The organism is Nostoc sp. (genome assembly GCF_036917775.1).
Lineage (GTDB): Bacteria > Cyanobacteriota > Cyanobacteriia > Cyanobacteriales > Nostocaceae > Nostoc.
Genome location: NZ_JBALEQ010000078.1, coordinates 1 through 15,595, shown reverse-complemented (window position 1 = coordinate 15,595; position 15,595 = coordinate 1). Strand labels below are relative to the sequence as shown.

Annotated in this window: 16 protein-coding genes and 1 riboswitch; of the genes, 7 read left to right on the top strand and 9 right to left on the bottom strand. The window is 43.1% G+C overall.

The window, feature by feature from the left end; translation table 11 throughout:
- Positions 1-121: 121 nt before the first annotated feature.
- The 3 genes from V7K69_RS14610 (at position 122) to V7K69_RS14600 (ending at position 2,828) form a co-directional block, all read left to right on the top strand.
- Entirely contained in the window at positions 122-1,975 is a 1,854-nt protein-coding gene (locus V7K69_RS14610) for a vWA domain-containing protein (protein ID WP_335035485.1), read from the top strand.
- A gap of 196 nt (positions 1,976-2,171) precedes the next feature.
- Complete coding sequence (locus V7K69_RS14605) at positions 2,172-2,384, top strand: hypothetical protein (protein WP_335035483.1); 213 nt, start codon at positions 2,172-2,174, stop codon at positions 2,382-2,384.
- A gap of 18 nt (positions 2,385-2,402) precedes the next feature.
- A complete protein-coding gene (locus V7K69_RS14600) occupies positions 2,403-2,828 on the top strand; it encodes a type II toxin-antitoxin system VapC family toxin (protein WP_335035481.1) in 426 nt (141 codons plus the stop codon).
- A 45-nt stretch (positions 2,829-2,873) separates the two neighbouring features.
- On the opposite strand, the gene V7K69_RS14595 is transcribed toward V7K69_RS14600, so the two are convergent.
- The 3 genes from V7K69_RS14595 to V7K69_RS14585 are packed head-to-tail and all read right to left on the bottom strand — an operon-like array spanning position 2,874 to position 4,547.
- Positions 2,874-3,572, bottom strand: coding sequence for a DUF6745 domain-containing protein (locus V7K69_RS14595; protein WP_335035479.1), 699 nt, complete (start codon positions 3,570-3,572; stop codon positions 2,874-2,876).
- Complete coding sequence (locus V7K69_RS14590; RefSeq protein ID WP_335035477.1) at positions 3,572-3,904, bottom strand: hypothetical protein; 333 nt, start codon at positions 3,902-3,904, stop codon at positions 3,572-3,574. The genes V7K69_RS14595 and V7K69_RS14590 overlap by 1 nt, the downstream gene beginning before the upstream one ends.
- A 55-nt stretch (positions 3,905-3,959) precedes the next feature.
- Positions 3,960-4,547 (bottom strand): hypothetical protein, encoded by a 588-nt coding sequence (locus V7K69_RS14585; RefSeq protein ID WP_335035475.1) that lies wholly within the window; start codon positions 4,545-4,547, stop codon positions 3,960-3,962.
- 349 nt (positions 4,548-4,896) lie between these two features.
- Here V7K69_RS14585 and V7K69_RS14580 point away from each other — a divergent pair, with 349 nt between their 5' ends.
- Positions 4,897-6,885, top strand: coding sequence for a S8 family serine peptidase (locus V7K69_RS14580; protein ID WP_335035473.1), 1,989 nt, complete (start codon positions 4,897-4,899; stop codon positions 6,883-6,885).
- Positions 6,886-7,035: 150 nt separating this feature from the next.
- Here the strand turns inward: V7K69_RS14580 and thiC are convergent, their stop codons facing one another.
- The 3 genes from thiC to V7K69_RS14565 form a co-directional block, all read right to left on the bottom strand.
- Positions 7,036-8,409, bottom strand: coding sequence for a phosphomethylpyrimidine synthase (thiC, locus tag V7K69_RS14575; protein ID WP_335035470.1), 1,374 nt, complete (start codon positions 8,407-8,409; stop codon positions 7,036-7,038).
- 7 nt (positions 8,410-8,416) lie between these two features.
- A riboswitch (TPP riboswitch) is annotated at positions 8,417-8,513 on the bottom strand.
- A 324-nt stretch (positions 8,514-8,837) separates the two neighbouring features.
- Positions 8,838-10,103 carry a calcium-binding protein gene (locus V7K69_RS14570; RefSeq protein WP_335035468.1) on the bottom strand — a complete coding sequence of 422 codons (1,266 nt, stop codon included), beginning with the start codon at positions 10,101-10,103 and terminating at the stop codon, positions 8,838-8,840.
- Between the two features lie 721 nt (positions 10,104-10,824).
- Positions 10,825-11,304 (bottom strand): beta-lactamase hydrolase domain-containing protein, encoded by a 480-nt coding sequence (locus tag V7K69_RS14565; protein WP_335035466.1) that lies wholly within the window; start codon positions 11,302-11,304, stop codon positions 10,825-10,827.
- 214 nt (positions 11,305-11,518) lie between these two features.
- Here V7K69_RS14565 and V7K69_RS14560 point away from each other — a divergent pair, with 214 nt between their 5' ends.
- The 3 genes from V7K69_RS14560 (at position 11,519) to V7K69_RS14550 (ending at position 13,123) form a co-directional block, all read left to right on the top strand.
- On the top strand, positions 11,519-11,734 hold the full coding sequence (locus tag V7K69_RS14560) for a hypothetical protein (protein WP_335035464.1): 216 nt from the start codon (positions 11,519-11,521) through the stop codon (positions 11,732-11,734).
- A gap of 172 nt (positions 11,735-11,906) precedes the next feature.
- Positions 11,907-12,404 carry a GNAT family N-acetyltransferase gene (locus tag V7K69_RS14555; protein WP_335035462.1) on the top strand — a complete coding sequence of 166 codons (498 nt, stop codon included), beginning with the start codon at positions 11,907-11,909 and terminating at the stop codon, positions 12,402-12,404.
- A gap of 89 nt (positions 12,405-12,493) precedes the next feature.
- Entirely contained in the window at positions 12,494-13,123 is a 630-nt protein-coding gene (locus V7K69_RS14550; protein WP_335035460.1) for a TetR/AcrR family transcriptional regulator, read from the top strand.
- 133 nt (positions 13,124-13,256) lie between these two features.
- Here the strand turns inward: V7K69_RS14550 and V7K69_RS14545 are convergent, their stop codons facing one another.
- The 3 genes from V7K69_RS14545 to V7K69_RS14535 all read right to left on the bottom strand — a co-directional run bounded on the left by V7K69_RS14545 (position 13,257) and on the right by V7K69_RS14535 (position 15,493).
- Positions 13,257-13,970 (bottom strand): gamma-glutamylcyclotransferase, encoded by a 714-nt coding sequence (locus tag V7K69_RS14545; protein ID WP_335035458.1) that lies wholly within the window; start codon positions 13,968-13,970, stop codon positions 13,257-13,259.
- Positions 13,971-14,211: 241 nt separating this feature from the next.
- On the bottom strand, positions 14,212-14,961 hold the full coding sequence (locus V7K69_RS14540) for an SDR family NAD(P)-dependent oxidoreductase (protein WP_335035456.1): 750 nt from the start codon (positions 14,959-14,961) through the stop codon (positions 14,212-14,214).
- 76 nt (positions 14,962-15,037) lie between these two features.
- Positions 15,038-15,493, bottom strand: a complete 456-nt coding sequence (locus V7K69_RS14535; RefSeq protein WP_335035544.1) for an MFS transporter — start codon at positions 15,491-15,493, stop codon at positions 15,038-15,040.
- Positions 15,494-15,595: the final 102 nt, after the last annotated feature.

Below are 15,595 nucleotides of genomic sequence, written 5' to 3'. Positions count from 1 at the left end.
TACATTAAACTTCATTTATACACTGAATAAACTGATTTCTGGGTAAACTAAAAAAAGCACATTTTATCCTTGCATCATAAAGCTTGTAGCTCATCACAGACAATATTGAGGGATATAAAAAATGATTAAGACAAGTTACGAATTTGACCAGTCTATTCTCCCCGCCGGATCTTCATTAAAGACTAATATTCTGCTACGTTTTCGTCCTGATATCGCTGAATCTCCCCGACGGAACCTTAACCTTTCTCTTGTAATTGACCGTTCCGGCTCTATGGCAGGCGCTCCCTTACATCATGCACTCAAAGCTGCTGAGTCTGTGGTCGATCAACTTGAGCTAGATGACATTCTCTCAGTAGTTGTTTACGACGATGAAGTAGATAGCGTTGTCTCACCTCAAGCTGTAACTAACAAAGCCACACTGAAAGATTCTATCCGCAAAGTGAGAGCAGGTGGTATTACTAACTTATCGGGGGGATGGCTCAAAGGCTGTGAACACGTCAAAACGCGACTTGATCCGCAAAAAATCAACCGTGTTCTCTTGCTTACCGATGGTCACGCCAATATGGGCATTCAAGACCCCAAGGTATTAACGGCGACATCAGGGCAAAAAGCTGAGGAAGGTATCACCACAACTACATTAGGTTTTGCTCAGGGTTTTAATGAAGACCTGCTAATTGGTATGGCAAGGGCAGCCAGGGGAAACTTCTACTTCATTCAAAGCATTGATGAAGCAAGTGAAGTGTTTAGTATTGAGCTAGACAGTCTCAGAGCAGTAGTAGGACAAAACCTCACAGTGAAACTTGAGTTGGCTGAAGGTGTCAGTCTTGTTGATACCTTAAGTCTTGCAAAAGTTAGCCAGAATGATGCTGGTCAGGCTGTTATCAGCTTGGGAGAGCTTTACGAGGGTGAAGACAAACTTCTCGGTTTAAGTTTGGTGATATCAAGCGCTCAAGTTGGTGAGTTACCTGTGATGAAACTGCATTACAGCGCCGATATTGTCCAAAATGACCTCATTCAAAACGTTTCAGGCACAGCAGATATTATCGCCAAAGTTGGCACTGTTGAGGAAGCAGCTTTTGCCTCTACAAGCCATATCACTCTTGAACTGAGCCGCCTCACCATCGCTAAGGCTAAAGAGACTGCCCTCGATTTAGCTGAACATGGCAGACACCAGGAAGCGGAAGAAACCCTGCGTACCCTGGTGAAAGATTTGCGGGATAAAGGGTTAAACGAGAATTTTGAAATTGCTGAAGAGATCGATCAACTTGAGTATTTCGCAAGTCGAATCGCCCAAAAAGCTCTAGGTAATGCCGGACGTAAAGAATTGCGAGATCAATCTTACCAGACAATGAATCGTAATCGCAACGATCTGGTGGGGCGCGGTATTACTGCTGGTGATGAAGTCTATGCAATGCCAGTTGTCAATGAAGTTGGCTCAGGTGTTGAACTTTATTGCGTCCGTGAAGGGGGTAAACTACGGGTCAAAGTCATATCTGAAGGCTACGATTCAGCCAAGAATGTCCAGTTTCCCCGGAGTATTCGGGCAGAGGGAGCAAGGTATGTTGTTGAAGGACTGGAACTCTCAAGCGATGGCACTTTCTATCGTGTACGTGGCAATATCACTCGTTTTGCTCAACCTGGTGAAGCAGATATCTTTGTTGCCCCTAGACAATCGAATATAGCTTATACAGGCAAAGCCTCTAAAGGGCCTGCCAGTGCTGCCGATCTTCCCACAACTAATGTTGTCAAAGACGGCATTCTTGTTCAGTGTGTCAAAGATGGCAGCAAACTACGCGCTAGAGTGGTTTCCGACGGCTATGAACCAGATTGGAATATGCGTTTTCCGCGATCGGTTCGTGAGGAAGGAATGCTTTATGTCGTTGATGAAGTCAAAACAGCACCTGATGGAAAGTCTTATATTGCGTGTGGTGAAATTAAGCGATTTGTCCAACCCACTACTCCTGTGTCAAGTTAAAATTAGTGGGTAGACAAGCTCCTAATAAGGACTTTAGTCTTTATTTGCAAGCACTAAAGTCCTTACTACAAAGCATCAAAACTAGTTTGAAAAACCACTGTTGACTCAGAGTAAAATTCCAAGAAGTCCAAAAGACCAGGTAGAGTTAACCGTCCTTATATAATACCTCTAGCCCCTTTATCAACCAGAAGCTTCCATGACTCCTCAGCAACTTGAACAACGTTCTCAACAACTCGAAGCACGAATCTTAATATTGGAGAGAGAACTGGCACAGATGAAGCAAACGCTATCAGAGTCCCTTAAGAAAAAAGAACCCTGGTGGTTGAAAATTGTAGGTACATTTGAAGATGATCCCACTTTTGACGAAGCTGTTCGCCTAGGACAAGAATGGCGAAAATCTGCTAATTGAGATTGTAGACATTTTACAATGTATATTCTTGATACCGACCATCTCAGCCTTATCCAGCGTAACGGACAGGAGGGGAAACGGATTCTGACAAGGCTGGCAGCTATTGAAGAGGTTGAACTTGCTGTCACAGTGATTACCTATGAAGAGCAAGTCCGAGGTCGGCTCGACTTCCTATCTAGAGCAAAAACCTTAGATGAACGAATTTTAGCTTATCAAGGGCTACAACAACTTGCAACAGACTACCGCTCTATTGCGATTGTCCCTTTCAACCGGACAGCAGCCCAGGAACATCAACGCTTACGAAAAGCCTATCCTCGTCTGGGGAATATGGATCTAAAAATAGCTGCAATCTCCTTGATTAATCATGCTACTCTTGTTACCTGTAATCAATCAGATTTTGGGCAAATCAGAGAATTGCAAACCGAAGATTGGTCAAGAGAATAGGTACACATCTCTACAAACAACTTTTTGCAAAATCCAAAATTGATATTAAGCCTCGATCGCAGGATTATAATCATCTGGGTTATTAAAGCCCGCAATCCAAGCGGCTGCTTGATGGCAACTCCGCATATCAGGAGGAACCCGCAAGATATGAATATGTCCTGTGGATGGACAGGTGACTTTTAAGACCATGAGTGGCTCGTCATCCTCAAAAGGGATGTAGACTAGTTGACGTTCTCCACCAGCGTCACGATCGCGATCGCGGATCAATCCTCCCACTTGCTGCAAAAATGTCTCGTATCCCAGACGCTCAATCAGCACGCGGCGCAACTCAACGTTCTCTATATTGAGGATATCCTGCCCCGTTAGAGACTGAGATTCAAAGGCAATCTTATCTGTCACCTGCACGCCTCGCCAGCGCCAAACAAAACCATGTCCCGCAGATACACTAGTAATCCCACTTCCTGCCAACTCGATCCAATAAGTAACGTGGAGTCCTGTGGGAAGGGTTGTGAGGTTTACACAGTCGCTGATATCAAGACTTTCACAGGTGAGATTTTCAGGTAGATTGTAAAGATCCAACGCACCGCTTAAATCCAGATGACCTAAAACGCGCATCCCATCCCAGGCGCGATGTTCAAGGATGAGTTTTCGAGCATATTCAGCCGATACAGGCTCGTGGCTTTGGTTTGGGCGCTGCAAAACTGGTTTATTCGGCACACGTCCATTAGACATGATCTTAAGCATTAGTCCATTACCTCCACATAGGCATCAGGGCGATATTCGCGTTGTCTCCAAACGCGGTAAAGCCCCTGTGGTAATTCAATCGCCCGATGTTCTTCATGAACTAAAGTGGCACTTGGTTCTTTAACCTCAAGAAAAAGGTCACTACCATGTACCCACAACTGAACAGCATCAGATTGCTGAATGCGATGGCTATGTCCTGTAATTTCACCATGAGCCAAAGTAGCACCTACACGCTTCTGAGCGCCCACAGGTAAGCTAGCAATATGTCTAATTAAAACGTCGCCATGTCTATAGAGAATACTAGCTTGGGAGTTATTACTGTTGTTAAACATCTTTTTTATAGGCTCATCAAATAACTACGAATTACGAATTACGAATTACGAATTACTAACGTCCTAGTCTCAAACCTCTTTCCATAAGCATCTGAGGTTCAATATTCTCAACTTTAGGTATCGCTTCTAGCTGAGGAATCTTTGCGATCGCATCAACAATATTACCTGATTGGGCACGCAACCAAGCGGCGTGAGGTGCATAGTCAAGGTTTTCTACTACTTCGTAACCCGCTCGATTAATTGCCTCGTGCTGGGACTTTACATCAACGCCTTCAGCAAAGCGGATGAAAACCAGTCCAGTTGGTACTGCTAGGGAACCATTGGGTTCTATTGTATAAACTGGACTCAGTTTACCCTGCTCTGATTGATTGGGTTCGCCTGGAAAAACTGCGTAGGCGTAGCCCATCGTAGACATCGCACCATCGTTAAGTTGTAAAATTGCTCCTGGTGCTACCGTCTTGGGTTGATTATTATAATGTATTGCATAGTACCCAGACTTACGAGTGTAAGATATAGCAGTGCTATTGCTGCCAACCCGAATTTGTTCAGGATATTCAGAAAAATAGTCGTTTTGAAATTTCACTTCAGCAATCAGGGGTAAAGAGTACACCTGTAGAAAATACTCAGCCGGAAAATAAAACATCTTTCTCAAGTTCTAATGATGTTATAGCGTTTTCAATGGTACAGAATACAAATCTTTTATCGGGATACAAGCTATGTATCCCTAGTCTTAGTGAAGATTCGTAAAACAGCCTGACTTTGAATTCTTCTTTTCGGGAAAGACGAATCGAAGGCTTGTATGAACTTTAGAGAGATTAAATTCTGTTGCAGATGGATCTTTTTAATATCGTAATACACATATAACACATGAAATAAAAACCATCCATAAACTAAGCATAAACGCACGCTGCATATAGCAAGCTTTAAAAGTAGTGCATAATACGATTTCCCAACGCCCAATTTTCAAGACAAATATCCCAGGAGATTAAGCTATGGTTCAGGTTCGCTATGGTGGACAGAACGGTCAACAGTATGAACTTGCTATCAGTGAAGAACACGTTGTAGTGCGTACCGAAAGCCGCAGTACTCTAATTGGTGCAAGACCGTTTGAAGTCGCACCTGTGTCACCCACAGCTCGTAGCATCCTCAATCAATTCGAGTTAACAACGCGGTTTCGGCAAGCGGGTGTGGAAATTTTGCGCGCGAAAGTTCCGACTCAGGGTGTTGCTTTGCGCGATCGCGCCCGTGAAATTCTCAACCAAGAGTCTGAAGTCCAATTTGCCGGACGTGTCTTGATCGATCCAGCCTCCAGTCAACCGATAATTTACACCGAAAACCTCTTCGTTAAATTCGATAATGAAGAAGAATCAAGGGTTTGCCAAGAGGTATTGCGACGTTACAGCCTAACAATTAAACGCCAACTTGAATATGCGCGAAATGCTTATTTTGTCAATGCACCTGCAAATACTGGTATAGCGATCTTTGACATCGCCGAGAGACTTCTGAATGAGGAATCAGTTGAACTCTGCCATCCTGAACTAGTGCGTGAATCACGCCAACGTCAGGTTTTCCCGCAGCAGTGGCACTTAAAGCAAACAACAATTAACGGTAAGGTAATTAACGCCCATGCCAACGTTGAGGCAGCTTGGAAGTTGAGCGATGGCACAGGAGCAATTATTGCAATTATCGACGACGGAGTGGATCTCGATCATGAAGAATTCCGTTCCTCTGGAAAGATTGTTGCCCCACGTGATGTCACACGTAAAAATGACAATCCCAGACCCGGAAACGACAATAACCACGGGACAGCTTGTGCAGGAGTAGCTTGTGGCAACGGGAAATTTGGGGCATCTGGTGTAGCACCAGGCGCAAAACTGATGCCGATTCGTTTAGCTTCGTCGTTGGGTTCACAGGATGAAGCAGATGCTTTTATTTGGGCGGCTCAAAATGGTGCTGATGTGATTTCTTGTAGTTGGGGCCCAGCAGATGGGACTTGGTTTGAGCCAAACGATCCTCTACACAAGCAAAAAGTACCTTTGCCTGACTCCACAAGATTGGCTATGGACTTTGCAATCAATAAAGGACGTAACGGCAAGGGATGTGTAATTTTATTTGCAGCTGGCAATGGTAACGAAAGTGTGGATAACGACGGCTACGCCAGCTACCAAAAGGTAATTGCGATCGCAGCTTGTAACGACTTTGGCACAAGAAGCGCTTACAGTGACTTTGGCCAGGCTGTCTGGTGTGCCTTTCCCAGTAACAATGGTGATAGTTCTCAAACCCCTGGAATTTGGACAACCGATCGCGTTGGTGTACTTGGTTATAATTCCGGTAATGTAAATCTGGGTGATGCCGGAGGTAACTACACAAACGAATTCGGCGGAACTTCTAGTGCTTGTCCTGGTGCGGCTGGTGTAGCAGCATTAATTATTGCCAGAAATCCAAATCTGCGTTGGGACGAAGTACGAGATATTATCAAACGCTCTTGCGATCGCATCGATCAAGCTGGAGGTAAATATGATGCCAATGGTCGTAGCCCTTTCTACGGTTATGGTCGAATGAATGCTCTCAAAGCTGTAGAATTGGCCAAGCCGGCGCAAACATCGCCCATTAGCAGATTCCAGGCAGTGCAAGATATCCCAATTAACGATTTGCAAACATCAACATTGTCGTTGGCGATCGCTAATACCAGCCTGATGAAATCCATCAAGGTTAATGTAGACATCGAGCATACTTATATTGGGGATCTGGTAGTTACTCTCCTTCCCCCAGTGCAAATAGGCATACTTCCCATAGTTCTGCACGATCGCCAGGGCGGAGCTACAGATAATATCAAAACAACCTATGACGAGGTAAACACCCCAAAACTTGCTGCCTTTAAAGGTAAAAGTCCCCAAGGAACCTGGACTCTGGAAGTTGCAGATAAAGCTACCACGGATACAGGAAAGATTCGCAGCTTTACCATTGAAATCGGATTTTAGACCAACACGTTTGAGTTAGGGAGTGTGGGGATGAGGGAGTAGGGGAGGCAGAGGAGACAAGGGGACAAGAGGTGAGAACTTGAAACAAGTCTTTCCCCTTGTCCCCAATTCTCCTTGTCCCCAAGTCCTCTTACCCATTCCCCATATCAATTAGCTTTGAGTCACAGGCTCTTTCGCCAAGAACTTCTCTAATTCTGTCAGCGCATCAGCATCAACCTTAGTTTGCATTGGGCAGAACTTAGGCCCACACATCGAACAAAACTCAGCAGTTTTATAGATATCTGCTGGTAAAGTTTCATCGTGATATTCCTTAGCTCTTTCTGGATCGAGTGATAATTCAAACTGACGGTTCCAATCGAAATTGTAACGCGCCTTAGAAAGTTCATCATCTCTATCCCTTGCACCAGGGCGATGTCTAGCAATATCAGCTGCATGAGCCGCTATTTTGTAGGCAATCAACCCATTCCGCACATCTTCGGCATTTGGTAAACCCAAATGTTCCTTTGGTGTTACATAGCACAGCATTGCAGTACCATACCATCCAGCCATTGCTGCTCCAATGGCTGAAGTAATATGGTCATAACCAGGAGCAATGTCTGTCACCAACGGGCCCAAAACATAGAAAGGTGCTTCAGAACACTCTTCCATCTGCTTACGGACGTTGAACTCAATTTGATCCATTGGCACGTGTCCTGGCCCTTCCACCATTACCTGGACATCATCTTCCCAGGCTTTGCGAGTTAGCTGTCCTAGCGTTTTCAATTCAGCTAATTGTGCTTCATCTGAAGCATCATGAGTACAGCCGGGACGTAGAGAATCTCCTAAACTGAAGGAGACATCGTACCTTTTGAAAATCTCAATAATGTCTTGAAAATGGGTATAAAGTGGGTTTTGCTTGTGGTGATGTAGCATCCACCGCGCCAAAATACCGCCGCCGCGAGAGACAATACCAGTGATGCGGTTTCTCACTAAGGGCAAATGCTCAATCAAAATCCCTGCGTGGATAGTTTGATAATCTACCCCCTGCTGGGCGTGCTTTTCGATGATATGAAGAAAATCATCAGCAGTCAGATTCTCGATTGTGCCGTGGACACTTTCTAAAGCTTGGTAAACCGGCACCGTACCAATAGGAACAGGTGAAGCTTTAATGATTGCGGTACGAATTTCATCCAAATTACCGCCGCCTGTAGACAAATCCATCACGGTATCAGCACCGTACTTCACCGCCAGATTCAGCTTATCAACTTCTTCTTGAAGATTAGAAGAGTTGGGGGAAGCGCCGATATTAGCATTAACCTTACATTTAGAGGCGATACCAATAGCCATCGGCTCTAGATTAGTGTGATTAATATTAGCAGGGATAATCATTCGCCCCCGCGCCACTTCATCACGAATGAGATCGGCAGGGAGATTTTCGCGTTGGGCGACGTAGTGCATTTCTTCGGTGATAACACCTTGGCGGGCGTAGTACATTTGAGATACATTACTCTGCCCACGTCGTTTAGCAACCCATTCTGTCCGCATATTATGATTCCTCAATAAACAGCTTCCCTCCGCTGGTATTACCCAGACTCAGGTGTTAAGGGTGTGATCTCAGCCTGGTTATGTAGGCACCCCTAGCATTGATGTAGTGTATCACCTTCGTTATATCTAGGAGCAGGGGTATTAACAATTTATGAGGAGAGGGTGGTGTTAAGTTATTTTTTCTGAGTCTAATACTGCTTCATAGATTTCTTCTGGAGTCATTGAGGCGGGATAAGTCGCACAGGGAAGTTTTACCGTCACAACGATCTGCGTGGCAGGTTTGAAAGATTTACCATCTCAGGAATTATCGAGAAACTTTTATAACAAATGTTTATTAAATGCAAAAAAGGCGATCGCACCCTCACACCCTTCAAACAAAAACTTTTAACCACAAGGTATTATGGGGCGATCGCTTTGACTTGGTACAATTAGACAACAACAAAATTAGTTGCACTTAGTGACAATCCATCGCTGAGTTGCGCGAATTGTACCTGAGTAAACGTGCCACCGCTACCATCTTGGTCAAAGAACACCGCACCTGTACCGTTATCGTAGATAAATCGTTGAGCGTCCGTTGTCGCGGCTGAACCGATGGTAAACTGACCAGTTGAGAGTACGCCTTTTGCTAAAGATCCGCCGAAACCAGCAGCCGAAACCTGAATAACTTCAGCAATCGGGTCGAAGTCATAAAGACTATCAACACCTTCATTGTAATTATTGAAGGCAAATGTATCAGTGCCTTCTCCCCCACACAGACAATCATTGCCTCTCCCTCCATTCAGGAGATCGTTGCCATCATTTCCGAAAAGGAAATCGTTACCATTACTGCCTACAATAGTGTCAGTGTTAGCTGTACCAAAAATATCTAATTGTTGAATATTCTGGTAGCTAACTAGATATGTCCCAGCCGTAATTGAACCTTGGTTAGTGATTGTATTGAAAGTTGAGGTGATTCCCTCAGTAGTAAAACTTCCATAATCGATAGACAAATAATCGTCGCCTGTACCTCCATCTACCGTTTGAGTAACTAAAACAGAGGGAGTAACAGAGGGGGCGCTCAAATGGAAGGAGTCGTTGTCACTCCCTCCTTTAAGGGTGTTATTACCACTAACACTGTAAGCATAAAATTGATCGTTCCCGAATCCACCATCTAAAAGGTTATTTCCAGAAGAGGAAGAAATATCCAACACATCATCCCCAGTTCCGCCCTTAAGGGTGTTCTTGCCAGTGGTGTTAGAAGCATAAAGTTGATCGTTCTCAGAACCACCGTTTAAAAGGTTATTTCCAGAAGAATGAGAAATGTATAGATAATCATTTCCTTCTCCTCCATTAAAGGTATTATTGCCAGTGGTGTTATAAGCAGAAAATGAATCATTCTCAGAGCCACCGTCTAAAAAATTTTTCCCAGAAGAATTATTTATATTAAAATAATCACCTCCAGATCCTCCTTTAAGAGTGTTGTTGCCAGTGGTATGGGAAGCATAAAGTTGATCTTTTCCCAAGCCACCGTCTAAAAGGTTTTTCCCAGAAGAAAAGGAAATATCAAGAATATCGTTACCGAAATCACCGTATAGGCTATTATTTCCTTCACCACTATATAGGGTGTCATTACCATCTCCTCCAGAAAGGTTATTATTGGTAGTTTTGTCTATCCTAATGACATCATCAGCATTAGTACCTTTGATATTTGCCATAACTTCTATTTACCTAAATTGATTTTTCAGAGGCTTGCTGTTTTTACGCACAAAAAATCGGCCGAAAGTTGACACTTTTGGTATAGTTTATGTCGCAATTGAGAAACACAAATTTTCACTTTGACCAACCTTTTGACAGGCTAGAAAGCACTTTTTGTCTAACTTACTGACACAATACAGTTGATTAATCTAATCACTATAGTGTTTGTTTAGTTGAGTGTCACTACTTGGAATGGCATTTTTTTACTGCTTGTATTTAGTATAAAAATCTTACAATAATTACGTATTTATATCTTGAAAATCGAAATAAGTTACTGATGATCAAGGATAAATAAGAAAAAAGATTTTTATCATACGTTTCTGTACACAGATGAAGCATAAAGCTTGGCACAGGGCAGATTCTAGTCTAATACAAAGTTGATAGGTGTCTCTTGGATAAGTCAAAATTATGCCCTCAGACTGAAAGGTTGAGGGCTACTGACAAAAGTGATATATCCTAGGGTAAATTACTTAGATGAGCGATCTATGCGTTAATTGAACCGAATTCGGATTTGATATTACAGATTAGACAACAAAAAAATTAGTTGCGCTTAGTGATAATCCACTGCTGAGTTGCGCTAATTGTACCTGAGTAAAAGTACGACCCCACTACCATCTTGGTGAAAAACCGTACCTGAACTGATAGTAAATTATCAATATCCTATTATTTAGTACATCTGTTTCAGCAAGTAGGCACAGCTAATTTGGCGTGTTTGTTAACGTAGTCCACAAATAATTGCTTCAGTCGGGGACTCACGCCAGCGTGTTCAAAGAATCCAAAACCCAGATTCTTAGCTTTTGCTAAGGTTTCTTCTGGTGTTAATCCTTCCTGGATAGCAATACTTAAGAGTGCAATTCCAGTCGAGCGCATCCCGGCTGCACAATGCACAACTGCTGGTTTAGGAATTTCTTCGAGTGTTGTGAGGATTTTGGTAATGGCCTCTTCATTCAAGTTTTTTAAATCTACCTTGAGTGGAACATTCTTATAATGCAGCCCCAATGCTTCAGCTACTTTTTGCTCATCCTTGGAAAATCCTAGCTCATCAGGCGATCGCAAATTCAGAACGGACTTAAAACCTTCTTGGATAGCTTGCTCAAGCTGTTTTGGTATAACTTGTCCTGTTGTCGTTAAGTTTTCGTTAATCTGTATGGCGTTGATCACATTGACTCCTTTTGACTTTCTAATGGCTTCCAGCTTGGTAAATAGTCGAATCAGCAAGCTTTGAGAAGTTATTCAAATAAGCACCGCAAAATTAGCTAAATATCAAAAGATATTGCTTGATTACTTCAAAATATGTCTTTTGAAGTTGGTTATTTTATTGCTTTATTCATAATATACGGTTTGCCGATAGATTTAGTGGTAATTAGAGCTTATTATGATTTTCACTGATACAATTATCAGAGCTTATATATCAGCTGGTAGAGGTGTGACAGCAGGTATTGATTTTGGGCTGGCGATTCTGGGAAGCGATGTCTACGACGGACTACGGATGCGAGTCACACAGGAAATTAGACAACAAATTGTCCAGCGAGTTGTGACTCAATTGGAAACTGCTAATATCAGTAAAGCAATTAAAGATTTGGCTACTTGATCTGTTGCGATGTCTACGACGGGTGGTTCCTGAGCGCAGTCGTACCACTTCGTGGAAGCAAGCTACGCGCAGCGTCTCCGACAGGAGAAGGGCTACGCCTACGCAACTAAAATGTCTATAACCATGCCAAAAAGTCAAACAGACATTTAATCTGGATGTCAGTCATGAACCTATGAGCGCTAACGAAATATATCTTCGACCTGCTCAAGAAACAGATGCGTGGGTGCTGAGTGCAATTCATATTGCTGCTATCAAAGCTCTGCCTGCAACTTTCTACACCGAAAAAGAACTTTTAGCTTGGCGTAATTACCGCGACAAACCGGATGGTTCAAATATCTTGAAGAGCATGAAAGTGGAAACTTGCAAAGTTGCAATGAAAGGAGATGTTGTTATAGGTTTTACTAGCTTCATTGTTGATGAACTTATCGGGTTGTATGTCCATCCTAAATATCAAGGTAAAGGGATTGGACGTGCTTTAGTTCAACATTTTTGTGACGAAGCAACCGCTCAAAGTATAGATAAGGTAATTACAACTGCTAGTCTTTATGCTGAAGGATTCTATTTAAGACTGGGATTTACTGCGCTCCAAAAAGCACCTCATTATTTAAGAAAGGGGATAGTTGTCCCAGTTACGAAAATGAGTAAAACATTAGCTACCACACCGAGATAAATTTAAGTCGATATCAAGATTATTTTTCTTTAATTTTCAACAACTTTGGAGACATAACTTACGATGAAAATAAGTACTTGCCAGTATAAATGAATAAAAGCATCCGTTCATCAACTCTCACCCGTATACGTTTGATAGAAGCCGCCTCGCAAGTATTTGCCAGTTTAGGTGTTCAAGGAGCGACTACCCGTGAAATAGCTCGTGTTGCTGGTGTGAATGAAGTGACTTTATTTCGTCACTTTGCTAGCAAAGAACAACTTCTGGGAGCAGTCATCAAAAATGCCTTGGCACTCCAGACCGAAGCACTTGCATATCCCGAAGCGTGGACACAGGATCTAAAAATTGATTTAACACAATATGCCCATCTTTATAATACTATGCTAGAAGCACAGGAGGACTTAATTCGTACATTTATTGGAGAAGCTAAACGTCATCCTGAAGCAGCTAAACAAGTGATTCAAGAAGCCGCCAAGCCTTTAGGAGAAAAGCTGATCGCTTATCTGCAATCGGGTCAGAAACTAGGCACTGTCAGAGTAGACCTCGATCCATTTCCAGCAGTTGATATGTTTACAGGAATGCTGTTAGCTGGAATGCTATGTCGCAGTGCAAAATTCAACCAAGGCAGCTATAGCTGTGAGGACTATATTGAAACCTGTGTAGATATTTTTGTGCGTGGTATCAGTACTTCTAACAGTTCTCAATGCGGCTGTAAGTTCTGAGCTAAATTTAGATAATTTATGTCAATAATATGGTTTAAAAATAGTTGAAATTAGCGTTTGGGGATAATTATTTTTCACAATTTAAAATCTGTTCCAAACTCAATTATTTTATTTAATTTGAGATTCATAACAGTTATTCATAATTAGTAGTTTCTGTAGAGCCGCCATTAACTAAAAGCGCTTGTTGTTTTGCCAGCACTTGTTTGCGTAACAAGAGCAATTTTCTATCTTTAATACCTTCTGCGATTAATCCATCAACAGTTTTCATGAGATAATCAGCGCAGGAACCCAATTTTCCAGATGCGGTGGCAATGCTATTAACAGTAGTTGTTAATGGGATTTTATGAGCGTACCTGGGATGCTGGCGATTAACAATAAAGGCGATCGCTTTAAATTCTTGCGTACTATCAAATACTCTTACCCAACGGGCAACGTAGACACCAGCTAACATTTCCCGTCGCCAAATTAGCAATAATTCGGATGCTACATCAGCAGCAGCAATTCGATAAACAATACCACGACAACTACCGCCGCGATCGAGTCCTAAGAGTAATCCGGGATTCTCTGGAGTACCGCGACCGAGAATCATCCATGTACAGAAACACCGATGCCAACCATAAATTATCCCAGCACGGCGCTCGACGTATGTGATTAGGGGATTCCAAATCAGGGAACCGTAAGCAAATATCCAGATATCAGAATTTGGTAGTTGGTGTTGTAGTATTTCATGGAGCGATCGCTGTAACTCATCTTCGCTCAGGGTAGTTAACTTGATTCCAGAATGTGATGCTTCTAACAGTCTCGTCTGGGCGTTTCCGGCTTCCAGGTCGCTACGACTGAGTGACATAATGTAGATTATTTCCTTCTCTGCAAATATTCAGTAATTTTACTATATACTTAAGATAAATTAATCATAGTATCGCCTCCTTTTCCGTAAGTCTAACTATAGCCAGCAGTATCTTGGTGATGCTAATCCACCAAATAAGGAGCAACCTTTGTGGCATCTATGACATGGTGTAACAGAGCTTTAATGCAATATTTGTAGAGACGGCGATTTATCGCGTCTCTTAACCCAAGCGTATTGAACTTTAATGTTCTTGTCCCGTTGGCCGGATAAGAATTTCGTTGACATTAACGCGCGACGGTTGCGTGACGGCATAAACGATCGCAGCAGCAACATCTTCGCTATGCAGAGGTGTAATTGCCTTGCGCCGTTCCTCAATACGTTGTTTGGCAACTGGATCGGTAATTTGGTTCTCAATTTCCGTATCCACCAAACCAGGTTCAATAATGGTGACGCGGATGTTGTCCTTGTGAACTTCTTGGCGTAAAGCTTCTGAGAGGGCATTAACACCCCATTTGGTAGCATTATAAACACCGACACCTGCCCGTGCTGTCCGACCTGCCACTGAGGAGATATTGACTATGTGCCCCGATTTTTGCGCCTTCAACAGAGGTAAAACAGCGTGGGTAGCATATAGCAGTCCTAGTACGTTGATGTCGAACGAGCGCCGCCAGTCTGAGCTATTTCCAGCTTCAATGGTTCCGAGTAAGGCAATCCCTGCATTATTCACCAGGATATCGACCCTTCCCAATTCTGCATTGGCCTTTGCCACCAAGTTATTTACCTGGTTTTCATCAGTCACATCAGTAACAATGGGCAATGCCTTACCACCACTAGCTTCAATCCGTTCTGCTAATGCCTGAATGCGATCGCCACGCCTAGCAGCCAGTACTACTGTTGCTCCAACTGAAGCCAATGCGATCGCAGTTGCTTCTCCAATTCCTGCTGAAGCACCAGTGATAATTGCTACTTGTTCTTTTAATTTACCTGTCATTTATTTAATTCCTTAGTGATTGGTAATTGGTAATTGCTAATTGAGATTAGTTATTTCCCCCCTGCTCCCTGCCCCCCTACCTCTTCCCGATCCTCAAAACGGATGCGACTGCTGCTCCACAAAGTATTAGGGCTGCAAAACGAAAAGTTCCTTGGAATCCCGCAACGATCGCATCAGGAGGGGCAACAGAAACATCTGCACCCGCAGACATACTAGCGATTAATGCTCCAAAGACTGCCCCGATCAAAGAAACTCCTACTGTGTTCCCTGATGTCCGTGACAAAGATAGTAGCCCAGAAGCAATTCCTAGCCGCTCCCTTGGTACTGCTCCCATAACAGTGCTGTTGTTGGGCGATTGGAATAAACCCAGTCCAATACCATAAATAAAATAGCGTGAAACATAGCCTAGCTCAGTAATCTGAGCATCAAAGGTGCTAATGCCCAAACAGCCACCTATCATTAACCCCAGTCCAATTGGGCTGATTAGTCGAGCGCCAAAGCGGTCAGAAAGTATTCCCCCTAGTGGGGCAATTAACCCACTAAGAGCCTGTCAAGAAACAACTTTTACAAGTTTTAGAGAATATTGAGGGTTGGTGAGATAGTGTAATTCCATTCGCCATGAAATTCATGTGGC